Source organism: Allobosea sp. FW305-C-101 (genome assembly GCF_058783685.1).
The window spans coordinates 123,069-142,275 of the sequence record NZ_JBYSYT010000007.1 but is presented as its reverse complement, the minus strand read 5'-3'; the positions used below and the strand labels follow the sequence as shown (position 1 = coordinate 142,275).

The window sequence follows — 19,207 nt, the reverse complement described above, 5'->3', positions numbered from 1 at the left end:
GTGTGGAACTGGTTCGCTGCGTGGCGCCTTCAATGCTAGAAGGCAAGTGAATGATCATTGTGTAGCAGCGTTGACCGCTGCGGTATCAAGCCGGAGGATAATAGCATGTCGGTAGAAAAAGTGGCCCTGGTCACCGCGGGCGGGAGCGGCATGGGCGCCGCGGCAGCGAAGCGCCTGGCGCAGGACGGCTTCGCCGTCGCCATCCTCTCCTCCTCGGGCAAGGGCGAGGCGCTGGCCTCTGAACTCGGCGGCATGGGCGTCACCGGCTCGAACCAGTCGAACGACGATCTGAAGCGCCTCGTCGATCTCGCCATGGGGCGCTGGGGTCGCATCGACGTGCTGGTCAACAGCGCCGGCCACGGGCCCCGCGCGCCGATCCTCGACATCACCGACGAGGATTGGCACCGCGGCATGGACGTCTATCTGCTGAACGCCATCCGCCCGACGCGTCTGGTGACGCCGATCATGCAGAAGCAGAAGGCCGGCGCGATCATCAACATCTCGACCGCCTGGGCCTTCGAGCCGAGTTCGATGTTCCCGACCTCTGCGGTGTTCCGGGCCGGGCTCGCCTCCTTCACCAAGATCTTCGCCGACACCTATGCGGCCGATAATATCCGCATGAACAACGTGCTGCCGGGCTGGATCGACAGCCTGCCGGCGACCGAGGAACGGCGGCAGGGCGTGCCGATGCAGCGCTACGGCACCAGCGACGAGATCGCCGGCACCATCGCCTTCCTTGCCTCGAAGGACGCGGCCTATATCACCGGCCAGAACCTGCGTGTCGACGGCGGCATCACCCGCTCGATCTGAGGCTATGCCGGGCGCCACTCAGGCGCTCGGCTTCCCGCCCTCGGTCGCCGGCACGGCCGGATGGAGCGCGGGCTTGCGGATCAATGGCAGGCCGATCGCGACGAGCGCCAGCAACCAGAGCACGATGCTGGTCGGCGTCGAGAACAGGATCTCGTAGCCGCCATCCGAGAGCGACAGCGCCCGGCGGAAATTGTCCTCCAGCAGCCGCGCCAGCACGAAGGCCAGCATCAACGGGATCAGCGGGATGCCGACCTTGCGCAAGCCATAGGCGAGGATGCCGATACCGGTGGTGATGATCAGCTCGAAGGCCGAGTTCGAGACGGCGTAGACCCCGGCATAGGACAGCGCGAGGATGCCGGGATAGAGAATCCAGGCCGGCACCAGCAGCAGCCGCGCGAACAGCCCGACCAGCGGCAGGTTCAGCACCAGCAGCATCAGGTTGCCGATATACATCGAGGCGATCAGGCCCCAGGCGACCTCGGGGCGCTGCGTGAACAGCAGCGGGCCGGGCGTGATCGAATACATCAGGAAGGCGCCGAGCATCACGGCGGTGGTACCGGAGCCGGGAATGCCGAGCGCCAGCATCGGCACCATCGAGCCGGTCTGCGCCGCGTTGTCGGCGGTTTCCGGCGCCGCGAGGCCGCGCATGTCGCCCTTGCCGAAGGTGCCCTTGTCCGAGACGCGCTTCTCGGCGGTATAGGCCATGGCCGAGGCGATGGATGCGCCGGTCCCCGGCAGCACGCCGAGGACGAAGCCGATGCCGGTGGCGCGCAGCATCGCCGGCACGCAGAACAGGATTTCCTTGAAGGACAGCCGGGCGCCGTCGCCGGTGCGCGAGACCACGCCGCTGATCATGCCCTCGGCGAGGACGAGGATTTCGGCGACGGCGAAGAGCCCGATCGTCAGGCTGGTGAAGTCGATGCCGCCGAGCAGTTCCAGCGAGCCGAAGGTGAAGCGCTCGACGCCGGTGCCGCCATCGATGCCGACCATGGCGAGCAGGAGCCCGAGCGCGACCGAAATCCAGGTCTTTACCGCCTTGCCCTCGCTCATGGTGCCGAGCAGGGCGAAGGACAGTACCATCAGCGCGACATAGTCGGCGGGGCCGAAAGAAAGCGCGAGCCTTGCCAGCGGCACGGCAAGGAAGGTCATCAGGATGACGGCGCTGGTGCCGCCGACGAAGCTGCCGATGCCGCTGATCGCCAGTGCCGCCGCGCCGCGCCCGGATTTGGCCAGCGGATAGCCGTCGAGCGTCGTCATCACCAGCCCGGGGTCGCCGGGGATGTTGAGCAGGATCGAGGAGATGCGGCCGCCATAGCCGCTGCCGTAATAGAGCCCTGCGAGAAGGATCAGCGCCGTTTCCGGCGGCAGCTTCAGAGCGAAGCAGAGCGGCAGCAGCAGCGCAACCGCATTGATCGGCCCGACGCCGGGCAGGGCGCCGATCGCCGTGCCCAATGCGACGCCGGCAAAGGCGACGGCGAGGTTGAGCGGGGTCAGCGCGACCTGGAAGCCGGTGAGGAGGGCGGCGAATGCGTCCATCTCAGATCCCCAGCGGTCCGCGCGGCAGTGGCAGGTCGAGCAGCTTATCGAGCAGCACGAAGAACACGACCGCCGTGGAGACGGCGGATACCGCTGCCGGCAGCGGCCGCGCATGGAAGGCCAGCGCCGCCACGAAGCAGAGCAGGCTCGTGGCGGCGATGAAGCCGATCGGCAGCAGGAGCAGCGGATAAATCAGGCTGGCTACGAGCACGGCGAGCGCCCGCGGCCATGTCCCGAACTCCATCGTCACCGGCCCCGGGCGCAGCATCAAGATGCACCCGCCCAGGATCAGCACGCCGCCGATGATCGTCGGGAATAAGCGCGGCCCGACCGGGTCGGCCGCGAACGGCACGTGCAGGGTTTGCGCGTGCCAGATCGCGCCCGCGCCGATGAGCGCACAGATCAACCCGACCAGGCGATCGATCATGATCCTCTCCCGTCCTGCTGTCGTCGCGAAGGGCTTTTGCCCTTACTTTGCGAGGCCGACCTCGGCCGCCAGCGCCCGGAAATCGGCGGTCCGCTTCTTGGCGAAAGCGTCGAACTCCGCGCCGACCATGCTGAACTCGAACAGCCCCTGCTCGCCGCGCGCCTTCTGCCAGCGCGGATCGGCGTTGAGCTTGGTCAGCACGCCCGTCCAGTAGGTATAGGACGCTTCGGGCGCCTTCGGCGGGGCGTAGAAGCCGCGCACGATCGGCCATTGCACGTCGTAGCCCTGTTCCTTGGCGGTCGGCACCTGCGCGAAGGCGCCGGGCAGGCGCTTGTCCGAGAAGGTCGCGAGCAGGCGGATTTCGCCCGCTTCGAGCTGGCCGCGCACCTCGGAGGCATCGCCGGGGAAGAGGTCGATATGCCCGCCGATCAGGGCGCCGATCGCCTCGCCGCCGCCCTCATAGGCGAGATAGCGCATCTTGCGCGGATCGACGCCGGCCGCCTTCAAGACAAGCGCCGGCTTCATCCAGTCCTGGCTGCCGACCGTGCCGCCGGCGCCGACCTTCACCGAGGTGGGGTCCTTCTTCAGGGCCTCGACGACCTCGGCGAGGGTCTTGAAGCGGCTGTCCTTGCGCACGGCGAGCACGCCGTAATCGGCGCCGATCGCGCCGAGCCAGCGCACGTCGGATTCGCTGAAACGGCCGAACTTGCCCTGGGCGAGATTGACCCAGGAGCCGGTCGAGACCGCGACGATGACATTGGCATCGGCGGCGCGCTGCGCCTGGATGTTGTTATAGGCGATGGCGCCGATGCCGCCCGGCATGTTGGTGGTGCGGATCGACGGGCCGACCAGCCCGGTCTCGTTCAGCATGCGGCTGGTGAGCCGGCAGGTCAGGTCGAAGCCGCCGCCGGGCGCGGCAGGCGCGATGCATTCCGGGTTCTGCGGCTGGAAGTCCTGCGCGTGGGCGGTTGCCGAGAGCAGCAGCGCGCAGCAGGTGGCGATCGTTGTCCTCATGGCGTTCCTCCGAAAGTCTTGTTGCTCCCGCCTGTCGGTGGCGGGGTTCCGTCGCCAGTCCGGGCTCATGGTTGGCCTGGTTCGATTGTCGACAATTTTTAGATTAACGAGCCGGGGGCGCTTGTCAAACGGGCCTGTCAATGTAATTTGTGTCGACAATAAACGCTGGCCAGGCTGAAAAGGCGAGCGATCGATGCGAGGAACGGCCCAAAATGGCGACATTCAACAACAATGAGCGTCCGGCTCCGGACGGCGTGCTGGTCGATATCGCCGATTACGTGCTGAACTATCGCGTCGACAGCGCGCTCGCCTACGAGACCGCCCGCAACTGCCTGATCGACACGATGGGCTGCGGCATGGAGGCGCTCGAATACCCCGCTTGCACCAAGCTGCTCGGTCCCGTCGTTCCCGGCACCACCGTGCCGAACGGTGCCCGCGTGCCGGGCACGCCCTATCAGCTCGATCCGATCCAGGCGGCGTTCAATTTCGGCACGATGATCCGCTGGCTCGATTTCAACGATTGCTGGCTCGCGGCCGAATGGGGCCACCCGTCCGACAATCTCGGCGGCATCCTCGCCGTCGCCGACTGGCTGTCGCGTACCGCGGTCGCGGCCGGCAAGGCGCCACTGACCATGCGCGACGTGCTCACCGCGATGATCAAGGCGCACGAGATCCAGGGCTGCCTGGCGCTGGAGAACGCCTTCAACAAGGTCGGCATCGACCATGTCATCCTGGTCAAGGTCGCCTCGACCGCGGTGGTCGCCGGCATGCTCGGGCTCGACCGCGACGAGATCGTCAACGCGCTCTCGCTTGCCTTCGTCGACGGTCAGGCGCTGCGCACCTATCGCCACGCCCCCAATGCCGGCTCGCGCAAGAGCTGGGCGGCGGGCGACGCCACCAGCCGCGCCGTCAGGCTCGCGCTGATCGCCTGGACCGGCGAGATGGGCTACCCCTCGGCACTTACCGCGAAGACTTGGGGCTTCTACGACGCCTCGTTCCGCGGCCAGAGCTTCAAGTTCCAGCGCCCCTACGGCTCCTATGTGATGGAGCACGTGCTGTTCAAGATTTCCTACCCGGCCGAGTTCCACTCGCAGACCGCGGTCGAGGCGGCGATGACGCTGCACGGGCAGCTCAAGGCGATGGGCCGCAGCAGCGACGACATTGCCTCGATCAAGATCCGCACGCACGAGGCCTGCATCCGCATCATCGACAAGCGGGGGCCGCTGCATAACCCGGCCGATCGCGACCACACGATCCAGTACATGGTCGCCGTGCCCTTCATCTTCGGGCGCCTCACCGCCGCCGATTACGAGGACGATGTCGCCGCCGATCCGCGCATCGACGTGCTGCGCGACAAGATCGAATGCGTCGAGGATCCGGCCTTCACCAGGGATTACCATGACCCCGAGAAGCGCTCGATCGCCAATGGCATGACGGTGACTCTGAAGGATGGCACGGTGCTGCCCGAGCTCGTCGTCGAATACCCGATCGGTCACAAGCGTCGCCGCGGCGACGGCATCCCGCTGCTGGAAGCCAAGTTCCGCACCAACCTCGCCCGCCGCTTCGTCGAGAAGCGCCAGCGCCAGATCCTCGACGTCTCCCTGGATCAGGCGAAGCTCGAAGCGATGTCGGTCAACGATTACGTCGATCTCTACTGCAACTGAGCGCCCATGCCCTATCTCGTCGCCTCCGATATTCCATCCGAGCCCGCCGGCCAGCGCTTCCGGGCGTTGGTCGAGCGCGGCGGCATCGCGCGCCTCCCCGGCGCCCATAACGGCATGGCCGGGATTCAGGCCAGAATGGCCGGCTTCGAGGGCCTGTATCTCTCGGGTGCGGCGATGACCGCCTCGATGGGAATTCCCGATCTCGGGATGATCACTGTCGACGAGGTCGCTTTCTTCATCCGCCAGATCGCGCGGGCCTCGGGCCTGCCGCTCCTGGTCGATGGCGATACCGGCTATGGCGAGGCGCTCAATGTCATGCACATGGTCCGCGTCTTCGAGGAGGCCGGCGCCGGCGCCGTCCATATCGAGGATCAGCTGCTGCCGAAGAAATGCGGCCATCTCAACGACAAGAAGCTCGCCGACGCCCATGACATGGCGGCGAAGGTCGCGGCTGCCGCCAGGGCCCGCCGCCACCTCTACGTCATCGCCCGCACCGATGCCGCCGCGAGCGAGGGCATCGACGGCGCGGTCGAGCGCGCCAAGCTTTACCTTGAGGCCGGCGCTGATGCGATCTTCCCGGAAGCGCTGACCACGGCCGAGATGTTCCGCGAGTTCGCCCGCCGCATGCCCGGCGTGCCGCTCCTCGCCAACATGACCGAGTTCGGCCGTACGCCCTTCTTCACAGCCTCGGAGTTCGAGGCGATGGGCTACCGCATGGTGATCTGGCCGGTCTCGTCACTGCGCGTCGCCAACAAGGCGCAGGAAAAGCTCTACGCGGCGCTCGCCCGCGACGGCGGCACCCATGCGATGGTCGACCAGATGCAGACGCGGGTCGAGCTCTACAAGACGATCGGGCTCGCCGATTACGAGGCGCTCGACGCCTCGATCGTCGCGACGATCGCGCCGGAAGGCATGCCGCAACGCGAACGCAGTGCATGAGGACATGAGGGCGCCGGAACGACCTGGCGCCCGAACCGCAAATGACGCGGCAAGAAACGACCAGCTCGAAAAGGGCGGCGTAACGACAACGGGAGGAGATGAAAGATGCTGAAGCGTTTGACGATGGCCGGCGTTCTGGCCTTGGGGCTCGGCGCTGGTACGGCCCTGGCTGAACCGGCCAAGGTGATGATCCCCGCCAATCCCGGCGGCGGCTGGGACGGGGCCGGACGTCACACCATGGCGGCCTTCGCCCAGTCCAAGGTCTTCACGGACGGAGCGTCCTTCACCAACAAGGGTGGTGCCGCCGGCACGATCGGCCTCGCCGAATTCGTCCGCACCGCCAAGGGCGACGACAATGCCCTGCTGGTTACCGGCGTCATTATGGTCGGCGGCGTCATCACCAACCAGACGCCGGTCTCGCTCAAGGACACGACGCCGCTCTTGCGCCTGACCAACGAGTACAATGCCATCGCCGTGCCCGCGAACTCGCCGATCAAGACCCCGGCGGACTTCATCGCCGCGCTCAAGGCTGATCCCGGCGCGCTCTCGGTCGGTGGCGGCTCGGCCGGCGGTGCCGACCATGTCATGCTGGCGCTGCTTGCCAAGCATGCCGGTGCGCCCGTCGCGAAGATCAACTTCGTCGCCTTCTCCGGCGGCGAGATCCTGGCTGCGCTGGGCGGCGGCAAGATCAAGGCGGCGATCTCCGGTGCCTCGGAATTCCGCGCCTTCGCCGAATCCGGCCGCATCCGCATCATCGCGACCTCCGGCCCGACGCGGGTCGAAGGCCTCAACGCCCCGACGCTGAAGGAAGCCGGCATCCCGGTCGAAATCGGCAACTGGCGCGGCTTTGTCGGCGCGCCCGGCATGAGCGACGCCGCCAAGAAGAACTGGCTCGACCGCTTCGCCAAGCTCCACGCCACCAAGGAGTGGAAGGAGACGCTGAAGACGCAAGGCTGGGAGGACGCCTATCTGCCGGGCGACGCCTTCAATGCCTTCCTCAAGAGCGAGGAAGCGAACTGGACCAGCGCGCTCAAGGAAGTCGGCATCCTGAAATAGAGCATCGGCCCGAAAAGTGGTCCGCGGTTTTCGGGCAAAGCCGATGCAAGATCAAAGAGCTGGAGGATCGAACTGAATAAGATATTCAGTTCGATCCTCCAGCCTCCGTCGAAGCCGGGCGGCGCACCTGAGCGCCGCCCGCCATCCATCGCGAAGGGCGGGCAAGGCAGATGTCGTCGATGAAGACCAATTCCGTTGCGGGCGGCGGCGGGCGACCCTGGTGGCTCGGGCTCGCCATCCTGGTCATGGGCGCGCTCTGGCTCAATGGCGCACGCAGCATCGCCTCGACCACGAACTATGTCGGTGTCGGGCCGGCCGCGATCGTGCTTGCCGTCGGGCTCGGCCTCGTCCTGCTCGGCTTCCTGCTGATCGTGCAGGCGCTGAAGGGGCAGTTGGCGCCGGCCAGCGAGGATGAGGAGGAGGCGCCGTTCTCGCGCCCCGCCTTCCTGATGGCACTGGCCGGCGTCGGCGTGCCCTTGCTGACGATCCGCTGGCTCGGTTTTCCGTTCAGCGCGATGCTGGCCTTCACGCTGGTGACCCATGCCTTCGGCTCGCGGCGCACCTTGCTCGATCTCGGCATCGGCGCGCTGATCGCCAGCCTTGCCTGGCTCGGCTTCTCTCGCCTCGGTATCAGCCTTGGCCCCTTCTTCCCGCTGCTGGGCTAGAGCATGGACATCCTGAACCAGTTGCTCGGCGGGTTCGCGGTTGCCTTGCAGCCGATGAACCTGTTCTGGGCCTTCATCGGCTGCGGCCTCGGCACGGCGGTCGGCGTCCTGCCCGGCATCGGCCCGGCGCTGACCATCGCGCTGCTCCTGCCCGTCACCGCGCAGGTCAATCCGGCCTCGGCCTTCATCATGTTCGCCGGCATCCTCTATGGCGCGCTCTATGGCGGCTCGACCACCTCGATCCTGCTGAACACGCCGGGCGAGAGCGGCTCGGTGATGACGGCGCTCGAAGGCAACCGCATGGCCCGGCGCGGCCGCGGCGCCGCGGCGCTGGCGACGGCCGCGATCGGCTCCTTCGTCGCCGGCACGATCGGCACGCTGGCGCTGACCTTCCTCGCGCCCGCTATCGCTGAGCTCGCCTTCGTCTTCGGCCCCGAGGATTACTTCGCGCTGATGATGCTGTCCTTCACCTCGGTCGCCGTGGTGATGGGGCGCTCGATGGTGCGCGGCTTCGCCGCCCTGTTCTTCGGGCTCGCGCTCGGCACCATCGGCATCGACACCCAGACTGGCCAGACCCGCATGGTCTTCGGCTCGCTCGAACTGCTCGACGGCATCTCGTTCACGGTGGTGCTGGTCTCGCTCTTCGCCATCGGCGAGACGCTCTATGTCGCGAGCCGGCACAGCGCTGCGCCGGCCGCGATCAACCCGCTCTCCGGCGGCAGCTGGATGACGAGGCAGGACTGGAAGCGCTCCTGGAAGCCCTGGCTGCGCGGCAGCATCATCGGCTTCCCGATCGGGGCGCTGCCGGCCGGCGGGACGGAAATCCCGACCTTCCTCTCCTATGCGCTGGAGCGCCGCCTGACCAAGCATCCCGAGGAATTCGGGCAGGGCGCGATCGAGGGCGTCGCGGGACCGGAGGCCGCCAACAACGCGGCTGCTGCCGGCATCCTCGTGCCGCTCCTGACGCTCGGCCTGCCCTCGACCGCGACGGCGGCCGTCCTGCTCGCCGCCTTCCAGAATTACGGCCTCCAGCCCGGCCCGCTGCTCTTCGCGACCAATCCCGATCTGCTCTGGGGCCTGATCGCCTCGCTCTACATCGGCAACGTCATCCTCTTGATCCTCAACCTGCCGCTGGTCGGCATCTGGGTTCGGCTTTTGCTGATCCCCCGGCACTACATTTATGGCGGCATCGTCGTCTTCGCGATGGTCGGCGTCTGGGGCCTCTCGACCTCCTGGATGGACCTCGCGCTGATGTGCGGCCTTGGCCTCGTCGGCTATGTCGCGCGCGTCCACGACTTCCCGATTGCGCCGGCCCTGATCGGTCTGATCCTCGGCCCGCAGGCAGAAATCCAGCTCCGGCGCGCGCTCGCCGTCAGCCAGGGCGACTGGAGCGTGCTGGTCGGCACGCCGATCGCGGCGACGCTGCTCGGGATCGCGGCTCTGATCCTGATCGTGCCGCCCTTGCTCGCCTATCGCCGTCGTCGCGCCGAGGCGGAGGGGCAGTCGGCTACTGCTACCGGCTGAGGCGGTCAGCGCTTGGCGCCGTTGCGACGCTTTCCCGGCTTGGCGCTCTCGCTTGCCGTAAGCGCCGCCTGAAGCGCCATGCGCGCGGCACGGATATGGCGTCGCATCAGGATTTCGGCGAGCTCGCCGTCGCGATGGCTGATCGCCTCGGTGATCCGCATATGCTCGCGCCACGCCTCGCGGCCGCGCCCCGGCACGGTGGAATGCAGGCGCCGGCACAGGCGCAGGCGCGGATAGAACTGCTCGCAGAGCAGTTCGGCCAGGATCGGGTTGCCGCTGCCCTTGGCGATCCGGCGGTGGAAATCCGCCTCGGGTTCGTCCTGGAGATAGGCGCCCATCGGGTTGCGCTCGATCTCGTCGCGATGGCCGGTGACCAGCGCTTCCAGCGCCGCGATCTCGTCATCGCTCATGCTTTCGGCCGCGAGGCGGGCGGCCATGCCCTCGGTCGCCTCGCGCACGTCGAGGAGCGCGAGGAACTCGGCCGCGCTCGGCTCGGCGACGCGGGCGCCCTGGTTCGCGACATAGGTGACGAGCCCGCGCTCCTGCAGGCGCCGGATCGCCTCGCGCACCGGCGCACGGCTGACGCCGAAATGGCGGGCGATCGCCGGCTCGCTCAACTTGGCGCCGGGCGCGATCTCCCCGGAGACGATGGCCGAGGTGAGATCGTCATAGAGTTTGACGGTGACGCCCACGCTCGCGGGGGGCAAAGTCTCGGCCAGCATCGAGCGGGTGCCTATCTGCTTCTGTTGTGCGGAGTATAGCGCAGCAGCCGCAATTGCCGAGCCTGTTCATCGCCTGGCCGCCGATATCGACAGGGCCGGTGACAGGCGCTACCTCGTCTGGGTGGCTAACGAGGGCGGGACCAGCGGAATGCGTGGGATAGCGGCAGGTCTGGCGGGCGCGCTCATCCTCTTCTTCGCTCGCTTCATCACAGCCGTTCGTGGCCGCTGGGCGGGTGTCGAGCCCAGCGACGAGCAGCGCATCTATTTCGCCAACCATGCCAGCCACGGTGATTTCGTCCTGATCTGGACGGTGCTGCCGCGGCGCCGGCGCTTTTCGACCCGGCCCGTCGCCGGCAGCGATTACTGGCTGAAAAGCGACCTCCGCCGCTTCATCGGCTGCGACGTCTTCAATGCCGTGCTGATCGACCGCGATCGCGAGAGCCGCACCAACGACCCGATCGCGCAGATGACCGAGGCGCTCGATGCCGGCTCCTCGCTGATCGTCTTCCCGGAGGGCACGCGCAACACCACCGAGGCGCGCCTGCTGCCGTTCAAGAGCGGCTTGTTCCATCTGGCGCAGGCGCGGCCGAACGTGGCGCTCGTACCGGCCTGGATCGACAATCTCAACCGCGTCATGCCGAAGGGCGAGTTCGTGCCGATCCCGCTGATCTGCACGGTCACTTTCGGCGCGCCGTTGCGCCTCGCTGACGGCGAGATGAAGCCCGATTTCCTGGCGCGGGCCGAAGCGGCGCTGCTCGCCCTGTCCCCGAAGGCGAACGCGTCATGACGATGCCGCATCCCGATCTCGTGGCCGTGCTCGCCGGCATCCTCGGCGTCCTCGTCCTCGCCTCGACCATCGGCTTCGTGCTCGAGCGCCGGCTCTCGCCGGATGGCTCCAATACCGTGATCGAGAACCTGAACGATCGCATCCGGGCCTGGTGGGTCATGGTCGTGCTGATGGGGCTCGCGCTGATCGGCGGCAAGACCGGCGTGACCCTGCTCTTCGGCTTCTGTTCCTTCGCGGCGCTGCGCGAATTCATCACGCTGACGGATACGCGCCGGGCCGATCACTGGGCGCTGGCCGCGGCCTTCTTCGTCGTGCTGCCGGTGCAGTATTACCTGATCTGGATCGAGTGGTATGGGCTCTATTCGATCTTCATCCCGGTCTACGCCTTCCTGCTGATGCCGATCATCGCCGCGGCGCGGGGCGATACCGACCATTTCCTCGTGCGCATCGCCGAGGTGCAATGGGCGCTGATGATCTGCGTCTTCGCCACCTCGCATGTCCCGGCGCTGCTCAGCCTTCAGATTGCCGGCTATGACGGCCGCAACGTCCTGCTCATCGCCTTCCTCGTCATCGTCGTGCAGATCAGCGACGTGCTGCAATATGTCTGGGGCAAGCTTCTGGGCCGCAACAAGATCGCGCCGAAGCTCTCGCCTTCGAAGACGGTCGAGGGCTTCGTCGGCGGGGCGCTGAGCGCCACCGCCGTCGGCGCCGGCCTGTCCTGGATGACGCCGTTCACAGCCCTTCAGGCGGCTTTCCTTGCGCTGGTCATTGTCCTGATGGGCTTCTTCGGCGGGCTCGTGATGTCCGCGATCAAGCGTGATCGCGGCGTCAAGGACTGGGGCCACCTGATCGCCGGCCATGGCGGCTTCATCGACCGGCTCGACTCCGTTGTCTTCTCGGCGCCGATCTTCTTCCATCTCGTCCGCTACGGCTGGTCCGCCGTATGAGCGGACCGCTCGCGCGCCTGATGCGGAGCAGCATCGTCCATGTCGGCTTCGCCTTCCTCGCCATGGGAAGCTGGGCGGCCTTCGCCAACCGCGCTCATCCGATGCCGGCGCCGCTCCAGGCGGGGCTGCTGCAGGGTGCGATCTCGGCCACGATCACGCTGGTCCTCAAGCGCTGCATCGAATATCTCGCCAGCCGCTTCTCCGGCCTCACCGCGCTGCTGGCGCCGCCCGTGATCGCCGGCCTCGTCTCCGCGACATTGCTGACGATCCTGCACACGCTCAATGGCACGCCCGAGATTGCTAAGACCATTGCCGTGCCGCTCACCGTCGCGACGAGCTATGCCGCGCTCTACAACTATTCGCTCTGGCGCATCCGGAAGGCCTGAATCATGGCGCAGGACGAGAACCGCCGCCCGCTCGCCAGCCGCGATTCCGGCTGGGCCCGCGTGATCGCGCGCCGCCTCAGCACGGCTTCCGTGACGCCGAACCAGATCTCGATGGCGAGCATGGCGATGGCGGCGGTCGCAGGCGTCGCCTTCTGGCAGGCGGGTGCGGCTACCGGCGGCTCGCGCGTTGCCCTGTTTCTGGCCGCGGCGCTGTTCTGCCAGTTCCGGTTGCTCTGCAATCTCTTCGACGGGATGGTGGCGATCGAGGGCGGCAAGCAGGCGCCTGACGGGCCGTTCTGGAACGAGTTCCCCGACCGCGTCGCCGATATCCTGATCCTTGTCGGCGCCGGCTATGGTGTGGGCCAGCCGGCTCTGGGCTGGGCGGCGGCGGCATTCGCGGTACTGACCGCCTACACCCGCGAGCTCGGCCGCAATTGCGGCTTGCCGGCGGATTTCTCGGGGCCGATGGCCAAGCAGCACCGCATGGCGGTGATTACGGCTGCCGCCCTGCTGTCGCTGGCGGAGCCGCTCTGGAGCAGCCACAATCAGGTGCTCATCGGCGCGCTCTGGCTGATTGCTGTCGGCGCCGCGATCACCACAATCCGGCGCGCCGCGAACATCGTCCGTAGGCTGCGCGCCGGCTGATAGCGTCCATCGATCTCAGATCGACTCGATCAGCAGCTTGCGCGCCGCATCGACCGTCAACTCCACCGGGTTGCCGCCGGTCGAGGGGTCAGCCACGGCGGCCTCGGCCAGCTCGTCGATCCGGTCGGTGCCGACGCCGAGCGCGCCGAGCTTGTCGGGGATGCCGAGATCGGAGCGTAAGCCCAGCACGAAATCATAGAAGCCGTCGAAGCCCCCAGTGATGCCGAGATAGGCGGCGGCCGCTGCGATCTTCTCCTCGATCGCCGGTCGGTTGAAGCGCAGCACCGGCGGCATCACCACCGCGTTCGTGGTGCCGTGATGGGTGTGGTAGACCGCGCCGACCGGGTGGGAAAGCGAATGGATCGCGCCCAGCCCCTTCTGGAAGGCGACGGCGCCCATCGCGGCGGCGGCCATCATCTGCGTGCGCGCCTCGATATCGCTGCCGTCCGTGTAGGCGCGCGGCAGATAGGTCTTCACCAGCCGCATGCCTTCGAGCGCGATGCCCTGGCTCATCGGATGGAAGAAGGGCGAGGAATAGGCCTCCAGGCAATGCGCGAAGGCGTCCATGCCGGTTCCGGCCGTAATCGCCTTGGGCATGCCGACGGTGAGTTCAGGGTCGCAGATCGTCACGCCTGGCAGGAATTTCGGGTGGAAGATGATCTTCTTGGTGTGGGTCTGCGAATTGGTGATGACCGAGGCGCGCCCGACCTCGGAGCCGGTCCCGGCCGTGGTCGGCACCGCGACGATCGGCGCGATGCCCTCGATCGAGGCGCGCGTCCACCAGTCGCCGATATCCTCGAAATCCCAGACGGGCCGCGTCTGGCCGGCCATGAAGGCCACGCATTTGCCGAGATCGAGGCCCGAGCCGCCGCCGAAGGCGACGACGCCGTCATGCCCGCCCGCCTTGAAGGCGCGGACGCCGTCGTCGAGATTGCGCTCGTTCGGGTTGGGATCGACATCGGCGAAGATCGCCCGGCCAAGCCCGCCGGCCTCGAGGATGTCGAGCGCGTTGGCGGTGATCGCCATGCTCGCGAGCCCGCGATCGGTGACGAGCAGCGGTCGCTTCATGCCGAGCGCCTTGCAGTGATCGGCCAGTTCCCTGATCCGCCCGGCGCCCAGCTTGACGGCGGTCGGATAGCTCCAGTTCGCGGTGATCGGCATCAGCCAGCTCTCTTCAGATGGTAGGATTTCGGACGGGTGAGGTTGTGGAAGCCGATGATCGAGAGCGAGCCGCCGCGGCCGGTCTCCTTGACTCCGGTCCAGCACAGGGCCGGGTCGAGATAATCGGCGCGGTTCATGAAGACCGTGCCGGTTTCGATCTGCTCGCCCAGCCGCGCGGCGCGCTCGGCATCGCCGGTCCAGAGCGAGGCGGTCAAGCCGTATTTGGAATCGTTCATCAGCGCGAGGGCTTCTGCGTCATCGCGCACCTTCATGATGCCGACCGCCGGGCCGAAGGTCTCCTCGCGCATGATCGTCATGGAATGATCGACATCGACCAGGACCTGCGGCGCGAGATAGGCGCCGCCATCGTCCTGCGGGAAGAGCTTGGGATCGACCAGCGCCCGCGCGCCCTTCGCGGTCGCTTCCGCGATCTGCTCGCGCACCACCTGCGCGAAGCGCTTATGCGCCATCGGGCCGAGCGAGGTTTCAGGATCGAGCGGATTGCCCAGCCGGTAGTTCGAGACCCAGGCGACCGATTTCTCGACGAAGGCGTCGTAGAGGCTCTCGTGGACATAGATGCGCTCGATGCCGCAGCAGCATTGCCCGGAATTGAAGGTCGCGCCGTCCATCAGCGTGTCGACGGCCTTGTCGAGATCGGCATCCTCCATGACATAGCCGGGGTCCTTGCCGCCGAGCTCCAGTCCGATCCCGGTGAAGGTGCCGGCCGCCGCACGCTCGATCGCCTGCCCGCCCGCGACCGAGCCGGTGAAGTTGATGAAGTCGAACTGCTTCTCGGCGATCAGTCGCGACGAGGTCTCATGGTCGAGGAAGACATTGGCGAAGACCTCTTCCGGCACGCCCGCCTCGTGGAAGGCGCGCGCCAATCGCTCGCCGGTGAGCAATGTCTGGCTGGCATGCTTGAGCACGACCGCATTGCCGGCGATCAGCGCCGGCGCGACCGAGTTGATCGCGGTCATATAGGGGTAGTTCCATGGCGCGATGACGAAGACGACGCCATGCGGCTCGCGCGCGATAGAGCGCTTGAAGGCGGCGCTGTCCTCGATCACGAGTGGCGCCAGCGCTTCGCCGGCGATCGAGGCCATGTAGTTCGAGCGCTCGTTGAAGCCCTTGAATTCGCCGCCGTATTTGACCGGCCGGCCCATCTGCCAGGCGAGTTCGGTCACCACTTCGTCGCCCATCTCGTTGAGCCTCGCGACGCCCTTGAGCACCAGCGCGATGCGCTCGTCGAGCGGGCGCTTCGCCCAGGCCTTCCGCGCCTTGCGGGCGCGCGCGACCACGGCCTTGGCCTCGTCGAGGCTGAGAGCCGGCCGCTCGGCATAGACCGAGCCGTCCACCGGCGACACGCATCGGATCATCGTCATCGTCACTATCCGTCTGTCTGAGATTCTTTACGGGAGGGAGCCGGTTCAGGCGCGTTCGAAGCCGCGCTTCACTTCCCAATCGGTGATCCGGCGGTCGTATTCCTCCTGCTCCCATTCGGCGGCGCGGACATAGTGGTCGATCACGTCGTCGCCGAAGGCCTTGCGCAACATCGCCGAGCCCTTCAGAGCGGTTGTCGCGTCACGCAGGGTCTTCGGGATCTCGCGGATGTCACGGCTGCCATAGGCATCGCCGACGAAGGCCTCTTCCAGCTCCATCTTTTTCTCGATGCCGTCGATGCCGGCGGCGAGCAGCGCCGCCATGGCGAGATAGGGGTTGAGGTCGGAGCCGCCGACCCGGCATTCGATGCGGATGCCCTTGGTGCCGGCGCCGCAGAGCCGGTAGCCGGCGGTGCGATTATCGGCGCTCCAGACCGCCTTGGTCGGCGCGAAGGTGCCGGCGACGAAGCGCTTGTAGGAGTTGATATAGGGCGCGAGGAAGCCGGTGATGTCTGAAGCGTGGGCGAGAAGTCCCGCCACATAGTTCCGCATCAGCGGCGACATGCCGTGCGGTGCCTGCGCATCGAGGAAATGCGGCGTCTTGCCGTCGGCGCTCCAGAGCGACTGGTGGATGTGCGAGGAGGAGCCGGCATGCGCGTTGCTCCACTTGGCGAGGAAGGTGATCGACTTGCCCTGCGACCAGGCGATCTCCTTGCAGGCGTTCTTGATGATCGCGTGCCGGTCCGCCATCGTCAGCGCGTCGGCATAGCGGACGTTGATTTCTTCCTGCCCGGCCGAAGCCTCGCCCTTGGAGTTCTCGACCGGGATGCCGGCGCCCTGCAAGCCGTTGCGGATCGCCCGCATCACCGCCTCTTCCTTGGTCGTCTGGAAGATGTGGTAATCCTCGTTATAGCTGCTCGCAGTCTTGAGATCGCGATAGCCGCTGGCGCAGGCATTCTCGTAGCTCTGGTCGAACAGGAAGAATTCGAGCTCGGTCGCCATATAGGCCTTGAGGCCCATGGCTTCGAGCCGCTTCACCTGCTTCTTCAGCACCGCGCGGGGCGAATGCGGGATGTCATGGCCGTGATGGTCGAGCACGTCGCAGAGCACGAGCGCCGTCCCTTCGAGCCATGGCACGCGGCACAGCGTCGAGAGGTCCGGCTTCATCGTGTAGTCGCCATAGCCGGCGGCCCAGCTTGTCGCTGCATAGCCGGATACGGTTTCCATCTCCATGTCGGTGGCGAGCAGGTAATTGCAGCTATGCGTCTCCTGATGCCCGCTTTCCACGAAGAAGGCGGCATGAAAGCGCTTGCCCATCAGGCGCCCCTGCATGTCGACGAGACAGGCCAGCACGGTATCGATGCGGCCGGCGGCGACATCCTGCTTCAGAGCGTCGAACGTGTAGGCTTGCGTCATGCCGGTCATCCATCTCCGATGCGCGATCTTCACACGGGAATGCGTCCGGCGGAATAGCCGGCTCGCATGTCCCCGTGCGGTTTATGCAGAGATCAGACCAGCGCCTGGACCTGGATCTCGACCAGGATGTTCTCGGCCGCCAGGCGCGACTCGACGGTGGCGCGGGCCGGCGGCTGCGCCGGATCGACCCAGGCTTCCCAGGCGGCGTTCATCTCGTTGAAATTCGCGATGTCCTTCAGCCAGATATTGGCGACGACGATGCGGGTCTTGTCCGTGCCGGCCATCGCCAGATAGCCGTCGATCTGCTTGAGGATGTCGGCCGTCTGCTCGCGCACGCCGCCGCTGCGGTCGGCTGCGGTGAGGCCGGAGAGAAAGGCGAAGCCGTTGGCGACGAGCACCTTGCTCAATCGTCCGGTTACTTCATGGCGCGTGATCATGGTGTGTCCTCCGGGGAATGATGCCGGCGACGGCCGGCGGGGCAGGGAATTCGCTCTCAGCCTTCCGCCATCAGGGCGGCGGCGCGCTCGCCGACCATCATGGCCGGCGCGTTGATGTTGCCCGAGGGAATGGTCGGGAAGATCGAGGCATCGACGACGCGCAAGCCTCCGATGCCATGCACCCGCAACTTGGCATCGACGACGGCGTCGCTTGCATCGGGCCCCATCCGGCAGGTCCCGCAGGGGTGGAAGACTGAATAGGCGTTTGCGCGGATGGCGGCGATATGCGCCTCCTCGTCGGCCGACTCCGGCCCCGGCCGGATCGCAGCATCGATCACGGCCGAGAGCGTCGGCGTCGCGGCGAGCCGGTGCAGGAAGCGCGCACCGTCCAGCAGGATGCGCAGGTCCTCGGGCTCGGCGAGGTAGTTGGGCGCGATCTCCGGTGCGACCTGCGGGTCGGGTGAGCGGATCGCGACATGGCCGCGGCTGAGCGGGCGGCAGGGCGAGACGCTCAAGCTGAAGCCGGGGAAGGGGTCGGGCTTCATCAGCGCGCGCACGCCCGGCACGGCGCGCTCATAGCTCAGCGGCGAGAAATAGAGCTGCATGTCCGGCCGGGTCAGCTCCGGCCTTGTGCGGTAGAAGCCGCCGCCCTGGTTGACGCTGAGCGAGAGCGGCCCGCGCCGCCGCAGCAGATAGTTGGCGGCCATGCCGATACGGGAAGGCCAGGAGAGCAGCGCATCGTTCAGGCTCGGCCGCTTCGAGCGATAGACATGGTCGTAGCAGAGATGGTCCTGCAGGTTGCGTCCGACCGCCGGCTGGTCGAGCAGCGGCATAATGCCGTGCTGTTTCAACAGTTCGGCAGGCCCGATGCCTGAAAGCTGGAGCAGTTGCGGCGAGTTGAATGCGCCGCCGGAGAGGACGACCTCCCTGCGGGCGCCGAAGCGCAAGGTCTCGCCGCCGCGCCGTGCCTCGACACCGACAGCGCGCCGCCCATCGAACAGGATACGCGTGACCTGCATGTCGGTTTCGAGTTTCACGCGCCCGCGCCGCCTTGCCGGATGCAGGAAGGCGCGTGCGGCCGACTCGCGCCGGCCGTCGCGCGTGGTGATCTGGTAGAAGCCGGCGCCCTCGCTGGTCGCGCCGTTCAGGTCCGGGTTGAAGCGCAGGCCCGCTTCGCCGGCCGCCCTGACGAAGAGCGGAGTCAGCGGGTGAACTTCAGCCGCGACGTTCTCGACATGGAGCGGGCCGCCTGCACCATGCCAGATGGAGGAACCCAGCGCATGGTCTTCCATGCGCTTATAGGCGGCGAGCACCTCGGCCCAGCCCCAGCCGGGATTGCCGAGCCGCTTCCACTCGTCGAAATCCTCGGCCTGGCCCCGGGCATAGACCATCGCGTTGATCGCGCTGGAGCCGCCGACGACCTTGCCGCGCGGCTGGTAGATCTCCCGCCCGTCCAGCCCGGCTTGCGGCGTGGTCCGGTACATCCAGTTCATGCGGCGATGATAGAAGGTCTTGCCGTAGCCGATCGGCAGATGGACCCAGGGACTGAGATCGCGCGGCCCGGCTTCGATCACCAGGATCGAGCCCTGGCCGGCTTCGGCAAGCCGCCCGGCCAGCACGCAGCCGGCCGAACCTGCACCGACGATGATCACGTCCCATTCCGTCAAGATGATCGTCCTGCCGATGCTGCAA

The 19,207-nt window shown here is 67.0% G+C and carries 19 protein-coding genes; 10 read left to right on the top strand and 9 right to left on the bottom strand.

Translation table 11 applies throughout. From position 1 onward, the window contains the following. Positions 1 to 105 precede the first annotated feature (105 nt). Positions 106 to 810 (top strand): SDR family oxidoreductase, encoded by a 705-nt coding sequence (locus AC3WMA_RS23615; protein WP_492287714.1) that lies wholly within the window; start codon positions 106 to 108, stop codon positions 808 to 810. 18 nt (positions 811 to 828) lie between these two features. Here AC3WMA_RS23615 and AC3WMA_RS23610 read toward each other — a convergent pair whose 3' ends face one another. Genes AC3WMA_RS23610 through AC3WMA_RS23600 form a run of 3 tightly spaced genes read right to left on the bottom strand, consistent with a single transcriptional unit; the run spans position 829 to position 3,787 of the window. Continuing rightward, a complete protein-coding gene (locus AC3WMA_RS23610) occupies positions 829 to 2,346 on the bottom strand; it encodes a tripartite tricarboxylate transporter permease (protein ID WP_492287713.1) in 1,518 nt (505 codons plus the stop codon). A 1-nt stretch (position 2,347) separates the two neighbouring features. After that, a complete protein-coding gene (locus tag AC3WMA_RS23605; protein WP_492287712.1) occupies positions 2,348 to 2,773 on the bottom strand; it encodes a tripartite tricarboxylate transporter TctB family protein in 426 nt (141 codons plus the stop codon). A 42-nt stretch (positions 2,774 to 2,815) separates the two neighbouring features. Next, positions 2,816 to 3,787 (bottom strand): Bug family tripartite tricarboxylate transporter substrate binding protein, encoded by a 972-nt coding sequence (locus AC3WMA_RS23600; protein ID WP_492287711.1) that lies wholly within the window; start codon positions 3,785 to 3,787, stop codon positions 2,816 to 2,818. 212 nt (positions 3,788 to 3,999) lie between these two features. Here AC3WMA_RS23600 and AC3WMA_RS23595 point away from each other — a divergent pair, with 212 nt between their 5' ends. From AC3WMA_RS23595 to AC3WMA_RS23575, 5 genes are all read left to right on the top strand, one after another. Next, a complete protein-coding gene (locus AC3WMA_RS23595) occupies positions 4,000 to 5,451 on the top strand; it encodes a bifunctional 2-methylcitrate dehydratase/aconitate hydratase (RefSeq protein WP_492287710.1) in 1,452 nt (483 codons plus the stop codon). A 6-nt stretch (positions 5,452 to 5,457) separates the two neighbouring features. After that, on the top strand, positions 5,458 to 6,390 hold the full coding sequence (gene prpB, locus AC3WMA_RS23590; RefSeq protein ID WP_492287709.1) for a methylisocitrate lyase: 933 nt from the start codon (positions 5,458 to 5,460) through the stop codon (positions 6,388 to 6,390). Positions 6,391 to 6,495: 105 nt separating this feature from the next. Beyond that, positions 6,496 to 7,446, top strand: a complete 951-nt coding sequence (locus tag AC3WMA_RS23585) for a Bug family tripartite tricarboxylate transporter substrate binding protein (RefSeq protein WP_492287708.1) — start codon at positions 6,496 to 6,498, stop codon at positions 7,444 to 7,446. 179 nt (positions 7,447 to 7,625) lie between these two features. Continuing rightward, on the top strand, positions 7,626 to 8,111 hold the full coding sequence (locus AC3WMA_RS23580; protein WP_492287707.1) for a tripartite tricarboxylate transporter TctB family protein: 486 nt from the start codon (positions 7,626 to 7,628) through the stop codon (positions 8,109 to 8,111). A gap of 3 nt (positions 8,112 to 8,114) precedes the next feature. Then, complete coding sequence (locus AC3WMA_RS23575) at positions 8,115 to 9,635, top strand: tripartite tricarboxylate transporter permease (RefSeq protein ID WP_492287706.1); 1,521 nt, start codon at positions 8,115 to 8,117, stop codon at positions 9,633 to 9,635. A 5-nt stretch (positions 9,636 to 9,640) separates the two neighbouring features. On the opposite strand, the gene AC3WMA_RS23570 is transcribed toward AC3WMA_RS23575, so the two are convergent. Beyond that, positions 9,641 to 10,357: a GntR family transcriptional regulator gene (locus AC3WMA_RS23570; RefSeq protein ID WP_492287705.1), complete on the bottom strand. Its 717-nt coding sequence runs from the start codon at positions 10,355 to 10,357 to the stop codon at positions 9,641 to 9,643. A 148-nt stretch (positions 10,358 to 10,505) separates the two neighbouring features. Here AC3WMA_RS23570 and AC3WMA_RS23565 point away from each other — a divergent pair, with 148 nt between their 5' ends. The 4 genes from AC3WMA_RS23565 to AC3WMA_RS23550 are packed head-to-tail and all read left to right on the top strand — an operon-like array spanning position 10,506 to position 13,122. Continuing rightward, complete coding sequence (locus tag AC3WMA_RS23565) at positions 10,506 to 11,144, top strand: lysophospholipid acyltransferase family protein (RefSeq protein WP_492287704.1); 639 nt, start codon at positions 10,506 to 10,508, stop codon at positions 11,142 to 11,144. Next, positions 11,141 to 12,091, top strand: a complete 951-nt coding sequence (locus tag AC3WMA_RS23560) for a phosphatidate cytidylyltransferase (protein ID WP_492287703.1) — start codon at positions 11,141 to 11,143, stop codon at positions 12,089 to 12,091. The genes AC3WMA_RS23565 and AC3WMA_RS23560 overlap by 4 nt, the downstream gene beginning before the upstream one ends. Next, positions 12,088 to 12,477: a hypothetical protein gene (locus AC3WMA_RS23555; RefSeq protein WP_492287702.1), complete on the top strand. Its 390-nt coding sequence runs from the start codon at positions 12,088 to 12,090 to the stop codon at positions 12,475 to 12,477. The genes AC3WMA_RS23560 and AC3WMA_RS23555 overlap by 4 nt, the downstream gene beginning before the upstream one ends. 3 nt (positions 12,478 to 12,480) lie before the next feature. Further along, on the top strand, positions 12,481 to 13,122 hold the full coding sequence (locus AC3WMA_RS23550) for a CDP-alcohol phosphatidyltransferase family protein (protein WP_492287701.1): 642 nt from the start codon (positions 12,481 to 12,483) through the stop codon (positions 13,120 to 13,122). Positions 13,123 to 13,137: 15 nt separating this feature from the next. Here AC3WMA_RS23550 and AC3WMA_RS23545 read toward each other — a convergent pair whose 3' ends face one another. From AC3WMA_RS23545 to AC3WMA_RS23525, 5 genes are all read right to left on the bottom strand, one after another. Then, positions 13,138 to 14,283 carry an iron-containing alcohol dehydrogenase gene (locus AC3WMA_RS23545; protein WP_492287700.1) on the bottom strand — a complete coding sequence of 382 codons (1,146 nt, stop codon included), beginning with the start codon at positions 14,281 to 14,283 and terminating at the stop codon, positions 13,138 to 13,140. Then, entirely contained in the window at positions 14,283 to 15,665 is a 1,383-nt protein-coding gene (locus tag AC3WMA_RS23540) for an aldehyde dehydrogenase family protein (protein WP_492287699.1), read from the bottom strand. Before AC3WMA_RS23540 ends, AC3WMA_RS23545 begins: the two co-directional genes overlap by 1 nt. 45 nt (positions 15,666 to 15,710) lie before the next feature. Next, on the bottom strand, positions 15,711 to 17,078 hold the full coding sequence (locus AC3WMA_RS23535; protein ID WP_492287698.1) for a glutamine synthetase family protein: 1,368 nt from the start codon (positions 17,076 to 17,078) through the stop codon (positions 15,711 to 15,713). Positions 17,079 to 17,170: 92 nt separating this feature from the next. Further along, a complete protein-coding gene (locus AC3WMA_RS23530; protein WP_336812156.1) occupies positions 17,171 to 17,515 on the bottom strand; it encodes a RidA family protein in 345 nt (114 codons plus the stop codon). A gap of 56 nt (positions 17,516 to 17,571) precedes the next feature. Further along, complete coding sequence (locus tag AC3WMA_RS23525; RefSeq protein WP_492287697.1) at positions 17,572 to 19,182, bottom strand: GMC family oxidoreductase; 1,611 nt, start codon at positions 19,180 to 19,182, stop codon at positions 17,572 to 17,574. Positions 19,183 to 19,207 lie beyond the last annotated feature (25 nt).